The 16,816-nt window shown below is 70.7% G+C and carries 17 protein-coding genes; 10 read left to right on the top strand and 7 right to left on the bottom strand.

The window, feature by feature from the left end; genetic code table 11:
• Positions 1–79: 79 nt before the first annotated feature.
• The gene (locus ACIRSS_RS02175; protein WP_400889621.1) at positions 80–853 is read right to left on the bottom strand and encodes a GntR family transcriptional regulator; all 774 of its coding nucleotides are present in this window, start codon (positions 851–853) and stop codon (positions 80–82) included.
• A gap of 313 nt (positions 854–1,166) precedes the next feature.
• Here ACIRSS_RS02175 and ACIRSS_RS02170 point away from each other — a divergent pair, with 313 nt between their 5' ends.
• Positions 1,167–1,967 carry a S1 family peptidase gene (locus ACIRSS_RS02170; RefSeq protein ID WP_400889619.1) on the top strand — a complete coding sequence of 267 codons (801 nt, stop codon included), beginning with the start codon at positions 1,167–1,169 and terminating at the stop codon, positions 1,965–1,967.
• A gap of 40 nt (positions 1,968–2,007) precedes the next feature.
• Here ACIRSS_RS02170 and ACIRSS_RS02165 read toward each other — a convergent pair whose 3' ends face one another.
• Positions 2,008–3,108 (bottom strand): NAD(P)H-dependent flavin oxidoreductase, encoded by a 1,101-nt coding sequence (locus ACIRSS_RS02165; RefSeq protein WP_400889617.1) that lies wholly within the window; start codon positions 3,106–3,108, stop codon positions 2,008–2,010.
• Positions 3,109–3,121: 13 nt separating this feature from the next.
• On the bottom strand, positions 3,122–4,738 hold the full coding sequence (locus ACIRSS_RS02160) for an acyl-CoA synthetase (protein WP_400889615.1): 1,617 nt from the start codon (positions 4,736–4,738) through the stop codon (positions 3,122–3,124).
• A gap of 62 nt (positions 4,739–4,800) precedes the next feature.
• Between ACIRSS_RS02160 and ACIRSS_RS02155 the strand changes: the two genes are divergently transcribed.
• The 5 genes from ACIRSS_RS02155 to ACIRSS_RS02135 all read left to right on the top strand — a co-directional run bounded on the left by ACIRSS_RS02155 (position 4,801) and on the right by ACIRSS_RS02135 (position 9,501).
• Positions 4,801–5,589, top strand: coding sequence for a crotonase/enoyl-CoA hydratase family protein (locus ACIRSS_RS02155; RefSeq protein WP_400889613.1), 789 nt, complete (start codon positions 4,801–4,803; stop codon positions 5,587–5,589).
• A gap of 75 nt (positions 5,590–5,664) precedes the next feature.
• A complete protein-coding gene (locus ACIRSS_RS02150) occupies positions 5,665–6,648 on the top strand; it encodes a Zn-ribbon domain-containing OB-fold protein (RefSeq protein WP_400889611.1) in 984 nt (327 codons plus the stop codon).
• Between the two features lie 7 nt (positions 6,649–6,655).
• A complete protein-coding gene (locus tag ACIRSS_RS02145) occupies positions 6,656–7,669 on the top strand; it encodes a thiolase domain-containing protein (protein ID WP_400889609.1) in 1,014 nt (337 codons plus the stop codon).
• Complete coding sequence (locus ACIRSS_RS02140; RefSeq protein WP_400889607.1) at positions 7,666–8,829, top strand: thiolase domain-containing protein; 1,164 nt, start codon at positions 7,666–7,668, stop codon at positions 8,827–8,829. The genes ACIRSS_RS02145 and ACIRSS_RS02140 overlap by 4 nt, the downstream gene beginning before the upstream one ends.
• Positions 8,830–8,844: 15 nt before the next feature.
• Complete coding sequence (locus tag ACIRSS_RS02135; RefSeq protein ID WP_400889605.1) at positions 8,845–9,501, top strand: TetR/AcrR family transcriptional regulator; 657 nt, start codon at positions 8,845–8,847, stop codon at positions 9,499–9,501.
• Between the two features lie 30 nt (positions 9,502–9,531).
• On the opposite strand, the gene ACIRSS_RS02130 is transcribed toward ACIRSS_RS02135, so the two are convergent.
• Both ACIRSS_RS02130 and ACIRSS_RS02125 read right to left on the bottom strand, forming a co-directional pair.
• Positions 9,532–10,551 carry a YhjD/YihY/BrkB family envelope integrity protein gene (locus ACIRSS_RS02130; protein WP_400889603.1) on the bottom strand — a complete coding sequence of 340 codons (1,020 nt, stop codon included), beginning with the start codon at positions 10,549–10,551 and terminating at the stop codon, positions 9,532–9,534.
• 56 nt (positions 10,552–10,607) lie between these two features.
• A complete protein-coding gene (locus tag ACIRSS_RS02125) occupies positions 10,608–11,399 on the bottom strand; it encodes a transglutaminase family protein (protein ID WP_400889601.1) in 792 nt (263 codons plus the stop codon).
• 114 nt (positions 11,400–11,513) lie between these two features.
• Here ACIRSS_RS02125 and ACIRSS_RS02120 point away from each other — a divergent pair, with 114 nt between their 5' ends.
• Positions 11,514–11,645: a hypothetical protein gene (locus ACIRSS_RS02120; RefSeq protein WP_400889599.1), complete on the top strand. Its 132-nt coding sequence runs from the start codon at positions 11,514–11,516 to the stop codon at positions 11,643–11,645.
• Here ACIRSS_RS02120 and ACIRSS_RS02115 read toward each other — a convergent pair.
• Complete coding sequence (locus tag ACIRSS_RS02115) at positions 11,617–12,843, bottom strand: cytochrome P450 (protein ID WP_400889597.1); 1,227 nt, start codon at positions 12,841–12,843, stop codon at positions 11,617–11,619. The genes ACIRSS_RS02120 and ACIRSS_RS02115 overlap by 29 nt on opposite strands.
• Positions 12,844–13,076: 233 nt before the next feature.
• On the opposite strand from ACIRSS_RS02115, the gene ACIRSS_RS02110 reads away from it, so the two are divergent.
• Positions 13,077–14,234: a steroid 3-ketoacyl-CoA thiolase gene (locus ACIRSS_RS02110; protein WP_400889595.1), complete on the top strand. Its 1,158-nt coding sequence runs from the start codon at positions 13,077–13,079 to the stop codon at positions 14,232–14,234.
• Here the strand turns inward: ACIRSS_RS02110 and ACIRSS_RS02105 are convergent.
• Positions 14,231–15,304: a DUF4236 domain-containing protein gene (locus ACIRSS_RS02105; RefSeq protein ID WP_400889593.1), complete on the bottom strand. Its 1,074-nt coding sequence runs from the start codon at positions 15,302–15,304 to the stop codon at positions 14,231–14,233. The genes ACIRSS_RS02110 and ACIRSS_RS02105 overlap by 4 nt on opposite strands.
• 251 nt (positions 15,305–15,555) lie before the next feature.
• On the opposite strand from ACIRSS_RS02105, the gene ACIRSS_RS02100 reads away from it, so the two are divergent.
• Positions 15,556–16,353 carry an alpha/beta fold hydrolase gene (locus ACIRSS_RS02100; protein WP_400889591.1) on the top strand — a complete coding sequence of 266 codons (798 nt, stop codon included), beginning with the start codon at positions 15,556–15,558 and terminating at the stop codon, positions 16,351–16,353.
• Positions 16,354–16,394: 41 nt separating this feature from the next.
• Complete coding sequence (locus ACIRSS_RS02095) at positions 16,395–16,670, top strand: DUF2255 family protein (protein WP_400889589.1); 276 nt, start codon at positions 16,395–16,397, stop codon at positions 16,668–16,670.
• Positions 16,671–16,816: the final 146 nt, after the last annotated feature.

Raw genomic sequence — 16,816 nt, 5'->3', positions numbered from 1 at the left:
CTGGCAGTCCCGGCCGTGGCTCGCGCCGGAAGGGACTCTTCAGCCGGTGAAACTCAGGACCGCGACCGCGGCAAGCTCGTCAGGCGCGGCCCAGCCGGGTCATGAAGCTCAACCGGTCACCCCGGTACAGCGACCGCACCCGTTCGAACGGCGCCCCGTCCGGACCCCACGAGATCCGGTGCATCAGCAGCATCGGCAACGCCGGGTTCGTCCCGATCAGCAACGCCTCGCGCGGCGTCGCCAGCACCGTCTCGACGCGCTCTTCGGCGCCGTCGAACACCACCCCGAGCTTCTCGCTCAAGCACGCGTACAGCGACTGCTCGGGGTTGAACACCTCCAGCAGCGTCGGGAACCGCTCCGCCAGGAGATATGTCGACTCCAGCCCGACGCGCTCCTCGTCGGCCAGCAGCACGCGCTCGATGTGGATCACCTCGGCGTCCGACGTGACCTGCAGGTCCGCCGCCAGCGCGCTGCCCGCCACGCGCCGCTCCAGGGTGATCACCGTGCGGCCGGGCCGGATCCCCTGGCGGCGCAACCCTTCGGTGTAGCTCACCAGGGCCAGCGGCTGCACCAGCTTCGGCCCCGCGACGAACGTGCCGCTCCCCTGCCGCCGGCTCAGCCTGCCCTCGAGCACCAGCTCGCCGACCGCCTGCCGCACCGTCGCCCTCGACACCTCGAACCGCTCGCACAGTTCCCGTTCCGTGGGCAGCACCGATCCTTCGCCGAGTTCCGCGATCACCGCCAGCAGCTCGACCTTCACCGCGTAGTAGCGCGGGACGCGGCCGTGCTCGGGAATCCCGTCCAGGACGGGACCGTCGGCGGACAGGCGGGAATGGCGCGAAGGGGCGGGCACGGAATCGACCCTATTCGGTTCCCGGTGCGCGGTGGTTCGCTGTGGCGCGCAACACGGCCGTAACAGCGAGGATCACCCGGATGCACCCGACGCCGCCGGGCCGGATTTACGACCGGGAAAAGGCCTGGTGAACTCCGCTCGTCGGCACTGGGCGCATCGGCCTACGGCGTTCGCCGGTCCGGCGGTGAGAAATCACCCAACCGCCCGAAAGATCCGAAGAAAGTCGGTTGTCCGGGTATGCGACCACCTGGTGTAGTCGTGGGGCCGCCCTCGGCAACGGCTTCCACTGTGGACACTGGAAGGACTGATCCCCTTGGCTCCCAAGCGCTGGTTCACCCTGCTCAGAAACGCCACCACCGCACTGGCCGCGGTCGCCGCGGCCGCGGCGTTCGCCACCCCGGCGGTCGCCGCGCAGCCGCCGTCCACCGACGTCGTCGGCGGGACCCGGGCCGCCCAGGGCGAGTTCCCGTTCATGGTGCGGCTGTCCATGGGCTGCGGTGGCGCGCTCTACACCAGCCAGATCGTGCTGACCGCCGCGCACTGCGTCAGCCGGACGGGGTCGAACACCTCGATCACGGCGACCGTCGGCGTGGTCGACCTGCAGAGCACGAGCGCCAAGAAGATCAAGTCGACCTACGTCTACCAGTCCCCCACCTACGGCACCTCGACCGGCGGCGACTGGGCGCTGATCAAGCTCGCGAGCCCGGTCACCGGCCTCTCGACGCTGCCGATCGCGACGACGACCACGTACAACACCGGCACGTTCACCGTCGCCGGCTGGGGTGCGGCGACCGAGGGCGGCTCCCAGCAGCGCTACCTGCTGAAGGCGACCGTCCCGTTCGTCTCGGACAGCACCTGCCAGGCCCAGGGCGGCAGCTACCCCGACCTCATCCCGAGCGCCGAGATCTGCGCCGGCAACCTGACCGCCGGCGGGGTCGACACCTGCCAGGGCGACTCGGGTGGCCCGATGTTCCGCCGGGACAACGCGAACGCGTGGATCCAGGTCGGCATCGTCAGCTGGGGTGACGGCTGCGCGCGGCCGCACGCCCCCGGCGTCTACACCGAGGTGAGCACGTTCGCGTCGAAGATCGCCGCGGCCGCCGCTTCGCTGTAACCGCTTCCGCGAAGAGGGGGCCCGCCGCGGCGGGCCCCCTTCAGCGCGTCTTGTCCAATCGCGACAGTGCTTCTTCGTAGCCGTTCACCAGGTCCGCGACGACGTCGGCGACCGGCCGCACCGCGTTCATCCGGCCGACGATCTGCCCGACCGGCATCGACACGACGCTCGGGTCGTTCGCCGCGTGGATCCGGTTGTGGGCGTGGGAAACCAGCAGGTTCTGCAGCGGCATCGGCAACGGCTCGGGCGCGTCCGCCGCGGCCCACGCCTCGGTCCAGCGGGTCTTGAGCAGCCGCGCGGGCTTGCCGGTGTAGATCCGCGTCCGCACGGTGTCCGACGACGTCGCGCCGACGAGCGCCTGCTGCATCGCCACCGACTCGCCCATCGTCTGCAGGTACTCCTCGGTGGCCAGCCACATCGAGCCCATCCAGACGCCGGACGCGCCGAGCGCCAGCGCCGCGGCCACCTGCCGGCCGGAACCGATCCCGCCGGCGGCGAGCACCGGGACGTCGACCGCGTCGACGATCTCCGGCACCAGCACCATGGACGCGATCTCGCCGGTGTGGCCGCCGGCTTCGTAGCCCTGGGCCACCACGAAGTCGACACCGTTCTCGACGTGCCGCACGGCGTGCTCGGCCTTCCCGGCGAGCGCCGCCACGGGCACCCCGCGATCGTGGCACTGGGCGATGACGTCGGCCGGCGGCGAGCCGAGCGCGTTGGCGATCAGCTTGATCGGGTGGTTGAGCGCGACCTCGACGTGCGAGCGCGCGACCGAGTGCAGCCAGCCGAGCACCCCCGCGCGTTCGTCGGTGTCGTCCGGCAGCGGCGGCACCGACAGGTCGCGCAGCACCTTGTCGACGAACGCGCGGTGGCCGTCCGGGATGTGCTTCGAGAGGTCGACCTGGGTGCCCTCGGCGGGGATCTTCGCCGGCATCACGATGTCGACGCCGTAGGGCTTGCCGCCGGTGTTCTCGTCCATCCAGGTCAGCACCCGGTCGAGCTCGGCGGCGTCGTTGAACCGGACGCAGCCGAGCACGCCGAGCCCGCCGGCGCGGCTGAGCGCCGCGGCGACGTGCTCCGAGGGCGTGAACCCGATGATCGGCAGGTCGATGCCGAGCCGGTCGCACAGGGGTGTCCGCACTTGCGATGTCCTCTCAGACGGGCTGGGCCGTGGCCGGTTCGTGCTCGGCCGCGTAGCGCTGGGCCCACGGGTAGTCCGGCTTGCCGCTGGGCGACCGGCCGATCTCGCCGGCCAGCCAGATCGTGCGCGGCACCTTGTACCCGGCGATCTCGCCGCGGACGTGCTCCTCGAGCGAGGAGAAGTCCGGTGAAGCGCCTTCGCGCAGCTGGACGACAGCCGCGACGCGCTGGCCGAGCCGGTCGTCCGGGACTCCGATGACGAGCGCGTCGAAGACGTCGGGGTGCGACTTCAGCGCGCCTTCGACCTCTTCCGGGTAGACCTTCTCGCCGCCGGTGTTGACGCACTGCGAGCCGCGGCCGAGCAGCGTGACGGTGCCGTCCTCCTCGTAGCGGGCGTAGTCGCCCGGGACGACGTACCGGACGCCGTCGACCTCGACGAAGATCTTCTTGCTCTTCTCGGGATCGCCGTAGTAGCCGAGCGGGACGTGCCCGCGGCGGGCGATCAGGCCGACCGCGCCGGGCTTCTTCTCGACGAGGTTGCCGTCGTCGTCGACCAGGATCGCGTCCTTGCCGAAGCTGACCCGCGGGCCGGCGCTGTGGTCGGAGTCCTTGCCGACCATGCCGATCCCGGTGAAGCCGCTTTCCGACGAGCCGATCGCGTCGGTGATCACGGCGTTCGGCACGAGCTCGACGAACTCCTGCTTCACCGACTGCGAGAACAGCGCGGCGTGGCTGGAGACGGCGACGACCGACGAAGCGTCGTAGTCGCCCTCCCGGAAGGCCTCGATCAGCGGCCGCGCCATCGCGTCGCCGACGATCGTGAGGACCTGGACCTTGTGCTCCTGGACGGCCTTCCAGATCTCGTGGGCGTCGAAGCGCGGCACGAAGACCACCGGGCTGCCGGTGAACAGCGCGCCGAACGCGGCCCACTGCGCGGCGCCGTGGATGAGCGGCGCGGCGGGCAGCCGGGTCAGGCTCCCGGCCTTGCCCTGCTCGGCGAGCGTCCACTCGTCCGGGATGTACTCGCCGGTGACGAAGTTGATGCCGCCGCCGAGCGCGCGCCAGACGTCCTCCTGCCGCCAGAGCACGCCCTTCGGGTAGCCCGTGGTGCCGCCGGTGTAGAGGATGTACAGGTCGTCGCCCGAGCGCTCCTCGAAATCGCGCTCCGGGCTTTGCGCCTCGAGCGCGGCTTCGTAGTCGACGCCGCCGTAGCTCGCGTAGTCACCGTCGCTGCCGTCGTCGATGACGACAACGTGTTTCAGTTTCGGCGTCTCGGGCAGGACGGCGGCGACCTTGTCGGCGTAACTTCTCTCGTGCACGAGGGCGACGAGCTCGGCGTCGGTGAAGAGGTAGACGAGCTCGCCGTGCACGTAGCGGTAGTTGACGTTGACGGCGATCGCGCGCAGCTTGTACGCCGCGATCATCGCCTCCAAGGCCTCGATCGAGTTGCGGGAATAGACCCCGATGTGGGACCCGCGTCCCACGCCGTGCGCGGCGAGGTGGTGGGCGAGCCGGTTGGCCCGCGCCTCCAGTTCGGCGAAGGTGACCCGCCGGTCGCCGCACACGACCGCGACGCGCTCCGGCACGGCGTCGACGGCGTGCTCCAGAAGATCCGCGATGTTGAGTGCCACGCCCTCAAAGTAGAACATGTTATCGTTCTGGGCAATGGCACTGCTCCTTCAGGAGGTCTCCCGTGGGTGAACCGCACGCGCTGGTTTCGCAAGAGGGGCAGACCCTCGTCGTCACGATGAACCGGCCCGAGGCGCGCAACGCGATCACCGGCGAGATGATGTCGATCATGGTCGAGGCCTGGGACCGCGTGGACTCCGACGACTCGATCCGCAGCTGCGTCCTGACCGGGGCCGGCGGCGCGTTCTGCGCGGGCGCGGACCTGAAGTCGATGTCCCGCAACTCCCCGTCGGAGTCGTTCGCCTCGGGCAAGTTCGACCCTTCGCGCATCCCGGGCCTGCTGAAGGGCCGCCGCCTGACGAAGCCGCTGATCGCGGCGGTCGAAGGGCCGGCGATCGCAGGCGGGACGGAGATCCTCCAGGGAACGGACATCCGGGTGGCCGGTTCTTCCGCCCGGTTCGGGGTCTCGGAGGCCCGGTGGGGACTGTTCCCGATGGGCGGCTCGGCGGTGCGGCTACCGCGTCAGATCCCGTACACGGTGGCCGCGGACATCCTGCTGACCGGGCGCCACTTGAGCGCTTCGGAGGCGTTGGCGATCGGCTTGATCGGGCACGTGGTCCCGGACGGGACCGCGCTCGAGAAGGCCCTGGAGCTGGCTTCGCTGGTGAACGCGAACGGGCCGGTCGCCGTGCGGGCCATCCTGCGGACGATCCGCGACACCGAGGGCCTGCACGAGGAAGAGGCCTTCAAGCTCGACTCGCAGTACGGCATCGAGGTCTTCGCTTCCGCGGACGCCAAGGAGGGGCCGCGGGCGTTCTCGGAGAAGCGGAAGCCGGAGTTCAAGGGCCGCTGACATAGAACGCGTTCCACTGATATCGGACCGCTCTGCGGAGGAACCTTGTCGACAGAACAAGAACATGTTTCACTCATGGATGTGACCGAGACACCACTGGCGGCGCCCCTCAACGTCGGCTTCGACTACACGCGGTCCACCGGGCCCGTGCTCGGCCGGTTCGTCACCTCCCTGCGCGACCGCCGGATCGAAGGCGTCCGGGGCAGTGACGGCCGCGTGCACGTCCCGCCCGTCGAGTACGACCCCGGTACCGCCGACCAGCTCGGCGAGTTCGTCCCGGTGGCCGAAGAGGGCACCGTCGTCTCGTGGTCGTGGTGTCCCGAACCCTTCGACGGGCAGCCACTCAGCCGGCCGTTCGCCTGGGCGCTCGTCAAGCTGGACGGCGCCGACACCGCCATGCTCCACGCCGTCGACGCCGGCTCGCCCGGGAACATCCACAGTGGACAGCGCGTGCGCGTCAAGTGGGCCGATGACACCGTCGGGCACATCCGGGACATCGCCTACTTCCTGCCCGTCGACGCCGAGGACACCGCGCCGACCGAAGCCGCTCCCCCGGTCGCCGAGCGCGAAGAAGGCGCCCCGGTCAGCGTCGTCATCACCCCCGTGCACCTGAAGTACATGCACTCGGCGTCGCCCGAGGAGAGCCGGTACCTGCGCGGCCTCGCCGAAGGCAAGCTCATCGGCCAGCGGTGCCCGAAGTGCGAGAAGGTCTACATCCCGCCGCGCGGCGCGTGCCCGACCGACGGCGTCCCCACCACCGACGAGGTCGAACTGCCCGACACCGGCATCGTGACGACGTTCTGCATCGTCAACGTCCCGTTCCTCGGCCAGCGCCTCAAGCCGCCGTACGTCGCCGCGTACATCCTGCTCGACGGCGCCGACATCGCCTTCCTGCACCTCGTCCTCGGCTGCGACGCCCAGGACGTCAAGATGGGCATGCGCGTGCGCGCCGCGTGGAAACCGCGCGACGAGTGGTGGACGTCGCTGGAGAACATCAGCCACTTCGAGCCGACCGGCGAGCCGGACGCGGCCTACGAAACCTTCGCCCACCACCTGTGAGGTCCTGATGCCAGACGTCGCGATCGCGGGCTTCGCGAAGGCCCCCAACGTCCGCGAGACCCCGGGCACCACCAACGGCGTGGAGATGCTCGTCCCGATCTTCGCCGAAGTCTTCGAGAAGACCGGCTTGTCCAAACAGGACATCGGTTTCTGGTGCTCCGGCTCGTCGGACTACCTGGCCGGACGCGCCTTCAGCTTCATCGCCGCCGTCGACGCGATCGGCGCGTTCCCGCCGATCCACGAGTCGCACGTCGAGATGGACGCGGCCTGGGCGCTCTACGAGGCCTGGCTGAAGATCAAGATGGGCGAGGTCGAGACCGCGCTCGTCTACGGCTTCGGCAAGTCCAGCGCCGGGCAGCTGAGCCGGGTGCTCGCCCTGCAGCTCGACCCGTACGTCGTCGCCCCGCTGTGGCCGGACTCGGTCTCGATCGCCGGGATCCAGGCGCGCCTGGGCCTCGAAGCCGGGCTCTGGTCCGAAAAGGACCTCGCCGAGGTCGCCGCGCGCGGCACCGGCAAGGACGTCGCCGAGCTCCTCGACACGCCCTACTACGCGGACCCGCTGCGGCGCCACGACATCGCGCCGATCACCGACGGGGCCGCGGTCGTCATCCTGTCCACTGTGGACCGCGCGCGCGACATCGTCGACCGGCCCGCCGTGATCACCGGCATCGAGCACTGCGTCGACTCCCCCGTCCTCGGCGCCCGCGACCTGACGCGGTCGCCGTCCACCGAGGCCGCGGCGAGCGCCTTGGACCTCGACGGCGCCGACCTCGCCGAGCTGCACGCGCCCTTCACCCACCAGGAGCTCATCCTGCGGACGGCGCTGAAGCTCGACGACGGCGTCAAGATCAACCCGTCGGGGGGCGCGCTCGCCGCGAACCCGATGTTCTCCGCCGGCCTCGCCCGCATCGGCGAGGCGGCGGCCCGGATCCACAGCGGCGAATCCCGCAAGGCCGTGGCGCACGCGACGAGTGGCCCGGTCCTGCAACAGAACCTGGTGACCGTGCTGGAGGCCCGATGACCAAGCAGCTCACCGCCGTGCTCGGCACCGGCCAGACGCACCACCGCGCCAAGCGCCAGGACGTCTCGATGCCGGGCCTGCTGCGCGAGGCGATCGACCGCGCGATGGCCGACGCCCAGGTCGGGTGGAACGACATCGACGCCGTCGTCCTCGGCAAGGCACCGGACCTGTTCGAGGGCGTCATGATGCCCGAGCTGTTCCTCGCCGACGCGCTGGGCGCGACCGGGAAACCGCTGCTGCGCGTGCACACCGCCGGCTCGGTCGGCGGGTCGACGGCGCTGGTCGCCGCGTCGCTGGTCCAGTCCGGCGTGCACCGCCGGGTGCTGACCGTGGCGTACGAGAAGCAGTCCGAGTCGAACGCGATGTGGGGCCTGTCGATCCTGCCGCCGTTCCAGATGCCGGTCGGCGCCGGCGCGGGCGGCTACTTCGCGCCGCACGTGCGCTCTTACATCCGCCGGTCGGGCGCGCCCGAGCACGTCGGCGCGATCGTCGCGGCCAAGGACCGCCGCAATGGCGCCCTGAACCCCTACGCGCACCTGCAGCAGGCCGACATCACCGTCGAATCGGTGCAGAAGTCGCAGATGCTGTGGGACCCGATCCGCTACGACGAGACGTGCCCGTCGTCCGACGGCGCGTGCGCGATGGTGCTCGGCGACGAGGCCGCCGGGGACGCCGTCGAGGGCGGCGCCGCCTGGATCCACGCGACGGCGATGCGCACCGAGCCGACGACGTTCGCCGGCCGCGACCAGGTCAACCCCCAGGCCGGGCGGGACGCCGCGGCCGCGTTGTGGGCCGAAGCCGGGATCAAGGACCCGATGTCCGAAGTGGACGTCGCCGAGATCTACGTGCCGTTCTCGTGGTTCGAGCCGATGTGGCTGGAGAACCTCGGGTTCGCGCCCGAAGGCGAAGGCTGGAAGGTCACCGAGGCCGGCGAGACCGCGATCGGCGGCCGGCTGCCGTGCAACCCGTCCGGCGGGGTGCTCTCGTCCAACCCGATCGGCGCGTCCGGCATGCTCCGCTTCTCCGAAGCCGCGAAGCAGGTGATGGGCCGGGCCGGGGACTACCAGGTCGACGGCGCGCGGATCGGGCTCGGGCACGCCTACGGCGGCGGGTCGCAGTACTTCTCGATGTGGGTCGTCGGCGCGGACAAGCCGCGTTGATACGCTCGACCCACCATGCCGAGACTCGCCGACCACGAGCAACGCCGCCGCCAGATCGCCGAAGCCGTCTGGCGGATCGCGAGCGCGCGCGGCCTCGAAGACGTGTCGCTGCGCAAGGTCGCGGCCGAGGCCGGCGTCTCGCTGCGGCTGGTCCAGTACTACTTCGGGACGCGGGACGACCTGCTGCTCGGCGCGCTGGAGATCCTCAACGCCGACGCCGGGGAGAGCATCCGCGCGGAGCTCGGCCCGGAGGAGGACGCGACGCCGCGCGAGGTGCTGCGCGCCATGCTCGTCGGGATGCTGCCGGTCGGTGACGAACGGCGCACGCGCTACCTCGTGCACCTCGCCTACTTCGTCCGCTCCCTTTCGGACCCCGGGCTGGCGTCGGCGTTCAGCGGCGCGCCGCCCGAGCTGGAACGGCTGACCGCGGACCTGCTGGCGTGGGGCCGCGACCGCGGGGAGGTCGCGCCGGATCTGGAGCTGATGCCGGAGGCCGAGCTGCTGCTGTCGAGCGTCGACGGCTTGCAGACAAGCATCATCCTGGGCCAGCGAACGCCGGAAGCGGCGATCGCGCTGATCGACCACCAGCTGGACCGGCTGTTCCCCATCCGGCCGAAAGCAGGCGGATACGGCCCGCAGGCGATCAGCGCAAGCCGCCCGTTTCCGCCGTGACTGCTGCCGGATCGGGAACGAACAGCACCGTCAGCCTCGCGAACGTCGCCACTTGAGCGCCAGCAGCGTCCCGATCACCCCGGTCACGACGCCGACGGTGGCCGGCACCGCGACCGGCGGGTCCACCACGACCACCGGGTTCAGCACCACCGGCGCCGGCGGCTGGACCGGCTTCGGCGGCGCGTCGGAGCCGGTCGCCGTCCACGCCGTGACGTAGACGAGCAGCCGCGCGACGAGCGAGATGAAGAAGATCAGGCCGATGACCGAGCCGAACGCGATGCCGGTCGGCGAGTCGCCGATCAGGCGCAGGTAGAAGCCGCCGGCCAGCTTGAGCGCCTCGAACCCGACGGCCAGCGCGATGGCGCCGCGCACCGCGCTGCGCACGCCGACCTTCTGCCGCGGCAGCCGCGTGAGCACCCACAGGAACACCAGCCAGTCGGCGGCCAGCGACAGCGGCACCGAGGACGCGGAGACGAGCTGGTGGCCCCAGCTCGTGTCGTCGAGCCCGGCCAGCCGCAGCAGGTAGCCGCCGAGCGCGGTGCCGGAGATGGTGAGCGTGAACGACACGAGCAGCGCGGCGCTGAGGCCGAGCAGCGCGAGCAGGTCGACGGCGATGAGCCGCGGGAGCGACTGGTCGGACCGGTTCTGCCCCCACAGCGCCGTCAGCGAGTCCCGCAGCGCGTTCATCCAGTTCCAGCCCGAGTAGAGGCCGATGGCCAGGCCGAACACCCCGACGCTCGTGCGCTGCTCGACGAAGCCGGTGAGCAGCTTGGTGGCCTTGTCGCCGAGCCCGCCCGGCAGCGTGGACACGATCGCGTGGACCATCGTGTCGAGCAGGTGCGGCTGGCTGGCCAGCACGAACCCCGCGACCGACGACGCCACCATCAGCAGCGGCACCAGCGAGAGCAGGCTGAAGTAGGTGATGGAGGCGATGTAGTGGTAGCCGCCGGCGTCGATGTAGCGGTCGGCGGCGCGGGCGATGTGGTCCAGCCACCGGTACCGGGCGCGGGCCCGGGCCCAGGGGCTCGGGGCCTTGGGGGAACTCTTCACGCACTCTGTCTACCCAGCCGGAGGCCACTTCGCGCAGGCAACACGCGGTCGGACCATCAGCTCAGGACGACGAGCCCGGTGCCGTCGTCCACGGGGAGCGCCGCGTCCGTCGTCGCGAAGACCGTGCTGCCGAGGAAGTCGAGCTCGCAGCCGAGGGTGGCGAGGAAGGACGTGTCCGCGGCGTCGCGGCCGGTGGAGATCCGCAGCATGGTCTGCCGCGGCGCGAGGCGGGTGGCGTCGAAGACGTACCAGTGGCCGTCGATCGCGGCCTCGAAGACGGCGTGGAAGTCCATCGGGGAGAGGCCGGGCGCGTAGACGCCGACGTAGCGGGCGGGGATGTCGAGGGACCGGCAGAGCGTGACGCAGACGTGCGCGAAGTCGCGGCAGACGCCTTCGCCGGCCAGGAGCGTGTCGATCGCGTCGTCGGTGGGCCGGCTCGAACCGACCACATAGGACAGTCGCTCGTGGACGTTGCGGACGATGGCGTCAACTTTCGCCTTGGTGTCCTTGGCTTTGATCGCCGCGGGCGGGACGAGCCCGGCGACGCGGTCGGACGGGCAGTACCGGCTCGGCCGGGTGAAGACCGCGACGTCGGCGAGCGTGACGGGCTCGGGTTCGGGGTCGGCCAGCGCGCGTTCGGCGTGGTAGGTGACGCGGTGTTCGCCCTTGGGCAGCGTGAAGACCTCGGCGCGGGTGCCGTGGTCGAACTCGGCGAGCTCGCTGTCGCCGTGCCAGGAAACGGTGAGCTCTTCGGTATCGGCGTGCGCCGCGGCGACGGAGATCGCCGCGAGCCCGGGTTCGGTGACGTGGATCGAGAACTCGACGTCGACGGTCGCTCGCGGGGCCATCGCCTCATGATGTCACCCTTTGGCAGAATCGCCGCGCGGCCGAAATCGTGGTGTTCCACCCGGCGCTGGGGCTCCGGCCCGTCGAACTCGGCTTCGCCGGCCGCCGATGCCCGGGTGCACACCTACCCGGGCATCGGCCACTTCTACACCGACGCCGACGGCCACGACTTCGACGAGCGCGCGGCCGCGCTCACCTGGGACCGCGTCGCGGAGTTCCTCAGGCGTACCGGACCGGGTAGTGCTTGATCCCGTTCAGCCAGCTGGACCGCAGCCGCACCGGGGGCGCCGCCTCGGTGATGGCCGGCATCACGTCCGCGATCGCGTTGAAGATCAGGTCGATCTCCAGCCGGGCCAGGTTCGCGCCGATGCAGTAGTGCGACCCCGTGCCGCCGAAGCCCACGTGCGGGTTGTCCTCGCGGAGGACGTCGAACTTCTCCGGGTCCTCGAACACCTCGTGGTCGAAGTTGGCCGAGCTGTAGAACATCCCGACGCGGTCGCCCTTGCGGATGTGCGCGCCGCCCAGTTCGGTGTCGCGGGTGGCCGTGCGCTGGAACGCCACCACCGGGGTCGCCCAGCGGACGATCTCGTCGGGCGCGGTCTTCGGCCGCTGTTCCTTGAACAGCTCCCACTGGTCGCGGTGGTCGAGGAACGCCTTCATGCCGTGGCTGATCGCGTTGCGCGTCGTCTCGTTGCCGGCGACCGCGAGCAGGATGACGAAGAAGCCGAACTCGTCGGAGCCGAGCGACTCGCCGTCGACGTCGGCGTGGATCAGCTTCGTGACGATGTCGTCCATCGGGCACTTGCGCCGGTCCTCGGCCATGTTCCACGCGTAGCCGATGAGCTGCGCGGACGCTTCGAGCGGCTCCACCTCGTACTCGGGGTCGTCGTAGGCGACCATCTGGTTCGACCAGTCGAAGATCTTGAGCCGGTCCTCCTGCGGGATGCCGATCAGCTCGGCGATCGCCTGCAGCGGCAGCTCGCACGCGACGTCGGTGACGAAGTCGCCCGACCCCTTCTTGCGCGCCTCCGCGGCGATCCGCTCGGCGCGGTCGCGCAGGGTGTCCTCCAGCTTCGCGATGGACCGCGGGGTGAAGCCCTTCGACACGATCCGCCGCAGCTTGGTGTGCTGCGGCGCGTCCATGTTGAGCAGCACCAGGCGGTTCGCGTTGAGGTTGTCCTCGGTCATGCTCTCGTCGAAGCGGATGATCGCCGTCTTCTCGCTCGACGAGTACAGCGTGCTGTCGCGGGACACCTCCTTGACGTCCGCGTGACGCGAGACGACCCAGTAGCCGTCGTCGCGGAAGCCCGCGGTGTTGTGCTTCTGGGGGTTCCACCACACGGGGGCGGTTCGCCGGAGCTCGGCGAACTCGTCCACGGGCAGCCGTTGGGCGTAGAGGTCCGGGTCCGTGAAGTCGAAACCGGCGGGGATGAGCGGAGCGGCCACGGTGCCTCCCACGTTTCGCCTTTGAAACACGTTCTAACGGCGATTGAAGCATACGGTGTTAACTTGCGGAAGACCGTTCAGTGAAACCCGTTAACTTGACCGATGAGGCCAGGTGAGCGAGCGCTCACTCGACGTAGATCAAGTTCGGCCCGACCCTGCGGACGCTTGCCTCAAACGATAACTTGTTCTAGTTTTTGAGGTACAGGACAGCGTTTCCCGACGAAAGGGACGACATGGGCGGGCCGGTCATCGTCGAAGCCGTGCGGACCCCGATCGGCAAGCGGGGCGGGCTGCTGGCTGGCCTGCACGCCGCCGAGCTGCTGGGCGCCGCGCAGCAGGCCCTGCTCGACCGCGCCGGGATCGACCCCGCGCTGGTCGAGCAGCTGATCGGCGGCTGCGTCACGCAGGCGGGCGAGCAGTCCAACAACGTGACGCGCACGGCGTGGCTGCACGCGGGCCTCCCGGAGACGGCGGGCGCGACGACGATCGACGCCCAGTGCGGCTCGGCGCAGCAGGCGACCCACCTGGTCGCGGGGCTGATCGCGGCGGGGGCCATCGAGGTCGGCGTCGCGTGCGGCGTCGAGGCGATGAGCCGGGTGCCGCTGGGTGCCAACCGGGCCGGCGCGTCGCCGCGGCCGGCGTCGTGGTCGATCGACCTGCCCAACCAGTACGGCGCGGCGGAGCGGATCGCGGTCCGGCGCGGGCTGACGCGCGCCGACGTCGACGCGTTCGGCGCTTCGTCGCAGCAGAAGGCCGCGGCGGCGTGGGACGCGGGGCACTTCGACCGCGAAGTCGTGCCGGTGAAGGCACCGGTGCTGGCCGAGGACGGCTCCGCGACCGGCGAAACGCGCCTGGTCAGCCGTGACCAGGGCTTGCGCGAGACGACCGTCGAAGGCTTGGCGCGGCTGAAGCCGGTGGTCGAGGACGGGATCCACACGGCGGGGACGTCGTCGCAGATCTCCGACGGCGCGGCGGCGTTGCTGCTGATGGACTCCGCCCGGGCGTCGGAGCTGGGACTGCGGCCCCGGGCGCGGATCGTGGCGCAGGCGCTGGTCGGCGCGGAGCCGTACTACCACCTGGACGGCCCGATCCGCGCGACGGAACGGGTGCTGTCCCGGACCGGGATGACGGTGGGTGACGTGGACCTGTTCGAGGTGAACGAGGCGTTCGCGTCGGTGGCGCTGTCGTGGCAGCAGGTTCTGTCGCCGGATCCGGCGCGGGTGAACGTCAACGGCGGCGCGATCGCGCTGGGGCACCCGGTGGGCAGCACGGGCGCGAGGCTGCTGACGACGGCGTTGCACGAGCTGGAGCGCCGCGACGCGTCGACGGCCTTGGTGACGATGTGCGCCGGCGGCGCACTGGCGACGGCGACGGTCATCGAACGGCTCTAGCCGGCCAGCGCGCCGGGCCTGCGCGTCATCTCGACGAAACCGGCGGCCAGCGCCTGGGCCGCCGCTTCGGCGGAGAACGACCAATGCACGGCGAACCCCTGCCCGGTCGAGAGGCTCACTTCGCCGTAGCGCATGACCGGCAACCGGCGGTTGTTCTTGAACCGCCGGTCCGGGCCACCCCGCTTGTTCACGTACTGCCAGGTCGTGTCCACCTGGACCGCATCGGGTGGCACCGCCCCGTCCTCGATGAACCGGGTGGTTCCCGGAACGACGGAAACGGATGGGTAAGCCAGCTCCGCGTAGGTGTTCCGATCGCGGACCAGGATGCGATCCGGGAGGAAGTAGACCGACCTCGAAGCAGACTGCAAGGACGGAACGGCGATGTTCGACTTCAGGTGAGCCGAACCTTCCAGACCTCGGCGCAGCGCCTCACGCCGCACCAGTGAACCCGCACCCGCGTTCACCTTGCGCTGGTAGGTCGTCTGCAGGTCTCCGCGCGCGAGTGTGCTCCACGCGCTGTGCGACCGGCAAACATCGTCAAAAGATCCGAGGAGGCGTTCGAACTGCGCCTGAGCCGGGCCGTCCACCTCGTAGAAGGCCACCACAGTCCGGCGGATCCGGTCTCGCCAGCCGATCCAGAGAGTGAGCGGAAGACCGGCCAAGAGGATCCACGGAGTCACGGCGACGAGGAGGAGGCTCACCACGAGCACCCAGGGCCAGATCCGGTGCGCTCCGGCCGCGGCGTTGAGTTGCGCGACGAGCGTGCTGGGGGATGCCGGCAGGAGCTCCTCCGCGCGTTTCCCGGTTACGTCGGACAGCACGACGTCGCCGGGATCCGGCAGAGCCGAAGCCGGGGTCGGCACCGGTCCGCCGGCGGCGGGACGCTCGGCACGGCGCACGCCCCCGGTCGCTCGGTACGACACCCCGGCGACACCGACCCGCACGTAGCTCCCGCGCGGTCCGGCACCCACGCGCAGCCCCGGGATCCCCGCCGAAACTCCGATGCCCGACTTCGAAACGCCCACCCGGACCGGCCCCAGCCGGATGCTGGTGCGAAGGTACATCGACATGCGTCCCCTTCCGTCGGACACCGAGTCGCACCGGAAGCCGGGATCGCTACGGACGAGTGCCGACCGCAATCGGGCCGAGACCCGCGCGAGACTGAAACCCGCTGCGAAGTCAGCTCGGCAAGTGGCCGCGTTCTCGGCAACGTCGTCCGCGGTCGTCAACGTCGTGCACTCGAAGCCGAGCGGCCATGCCGCGCATGTCAGGGATCGACCACCACGCCGTCGGGTGAAGCGGCTGTGCTTGACTTCGGTGCATGATCTCGGAAAGCCGTTGCCCGGTGGAGAACGGTGAGCTCCTGGTCCGCCGCGGCGGCGAGGGTCCGGCGCTGCTGCTGATCGCGGGCGGCACCGGGTCGGGTGACTCCTACCGAGCGCTGGCGAAGCAGCTGTACGCGGACTACACGGTGATCACGTACGACCGCCGCGGCCACTTCGGCAGCACGGACTCGACGACGGGCCCGGTCCCGGTGTCGCTGCAAGCGGACGACGCGCGGGCGGTCCTGGACCACACGGGCCTCGGCCCGGCGATGGTGTTCGGCTCGAGCGCGGGCGCGCTGATCGGGCTGGACCTGGTGGCCCGGCATCCGGCCCACGTGACGACGCTGGTGGCGCACGAACCCCCGGCGGTCCACTTGATGCCGGACGCGGGCGCGTGGCTCGAGGCGGCGGCGGAGCAGGTCCGGCTGGCCCGATCGGGCGAGCTGATGACGGCGGTGACCCGTTTCGCGGACGCGATCGCCGGTGCGGCGCTGCCGGATTTGCCGAACCTGCGGCTTCCGCACGAGGTCGACTGGATCCGGCTGTTCGACCGGGAGCTGACGGAGTTCTTCGATTACTTGCCGGACTTGCGGGCGTTGCGGAAGGCGAGCACGGAGATCATCCCGGTGGCGGGCGAGGGCAGCCGCGGGCGGTACCACTACCAGCCGGCGAAGATCTTGGCTTTGGAGCTGGGGTTGCCGTTCACGGAGATGCCGGGGGCCCACCTGGCTCCGCAGCGGAACCCGGCGAAGTTCGCGGTGGCGTTGAAGGAACTGCTGAGCCCGGAGCTTTGATCGGCCCACGCAGCACCCCGCCCTTCCCTGGGGGCGTGCCCATGCCCAGTTTACCGGCGGACCACGACAAACCACCCGAGCCGAGCCTCCGCAGCCGCACTTGTCCACATCCGGCTGGGGATGTGCACAACTGGTCGTGCGCCGGTCGGCAGGCGTACGTGCGGACCCGGTACCGGCGGGAGACGGGCTGGTTCGGGGACGCGCTGAGATCACGCCGGGTGCGGATCCGCGTGCCGGGCTTGCAAGCCGAAGTCACCATCGAGGACATCGGCGCTGAGGTCACGGCGGAAGTCGACGCCGCTTACCGAACCAAGTAGAGCGGCGGCGGCACGGACGCCATGGTGACGCCCGAGGCCGCGGCAACCACCCTGCGGCTCGACCCGCGGTAGCTCAGGCAGGAAGCCTGCGCGGCGGGGGGCGGCCGGCAGCCGCGGCCGAAGGCGGCGCAGGGGCGATGACCCGG

Origin of the sequence: Amycolatopsis sp. NPDC101161, assembly GCF_044768185.1 — a bacterium.
GTDB lineage: Bacteria > Actinomycetota > Actinomycetes > Mycobacteriales > Pseudonocardiaceae > Amycolatopsis.
Note: the sequence above shows the minus strand (reverse complement) of the source record. Positions and strands in the feature narration are given on the sequence as shown.

Bases quoted from the DNA above. Each gene is read 5' to 3' on its own strand.
- ACIRSS_RS02150 (WP_400889611.1), top strand. From the start codon at position 5,665: ATGGATGTGACCGAGACACCACTGGCGGCGCCCCTCAACGTCGGCTTC.
- ACIRSS_RS02145 (WP_400889609.1), top strand. From the start codon at position 6,656: ATGCCAGACGTCGCGATCGCGGGCTTCGCGAAGGCCCCCAACGTCCGC.
- ACIRSS_RS02140 (WP_400889607.1), top strand. From the start codon at position 7,666: ATGACCAAGCAGCTCACCGCCGTGCTCGGCACCGGCCAGACGCACCAC.
- ACIRSS_RS02135 (WP_400889605.1), top strand. From the start codon at position 8,845: ATGCCGAGACTCGCCGACCACGAGCAACGCCGCCGCCAGATCGCCGAA.
- ACIRSS_RS02125 (WP_400889601.1), bottom strand. From the start codon at position 11,399: ATGGCCCCGCGAGCGACCGTCGACGTCGAGTTCTCGATCCACGTCACC.
- ACIRSS_RS02110 (WP_400889595.1), top strand. From the start codon at position 13,077: ATGGGCGGGCCGGTCATCGTCGAAGCCGTGCGGACCCCGATCGGCAAG.
- ACIRSS_RS02105 (WP_400889593.1), bottom strand. From the start codon at position 15,304: ATGTCGATGTACCTTCGCACCAGCATCCGGCTGGGGCCGGTCCGGGTG.
- ACIRSS_RS02100 (WP_400889591.1), top strand. From the start codon at position 15,556: ATGATCTCGGAAAGCCGTTGCCCGGTGGAGAACGGTGAGCTCCTGGTC.
- ACIRSS_RS02095 (WP_400889589.1), top strand. From the start codon at position 16,395: ATGCCCAGTTTACCGGCGGACCACGACAAACCACCCGAGCCGAGCCTC.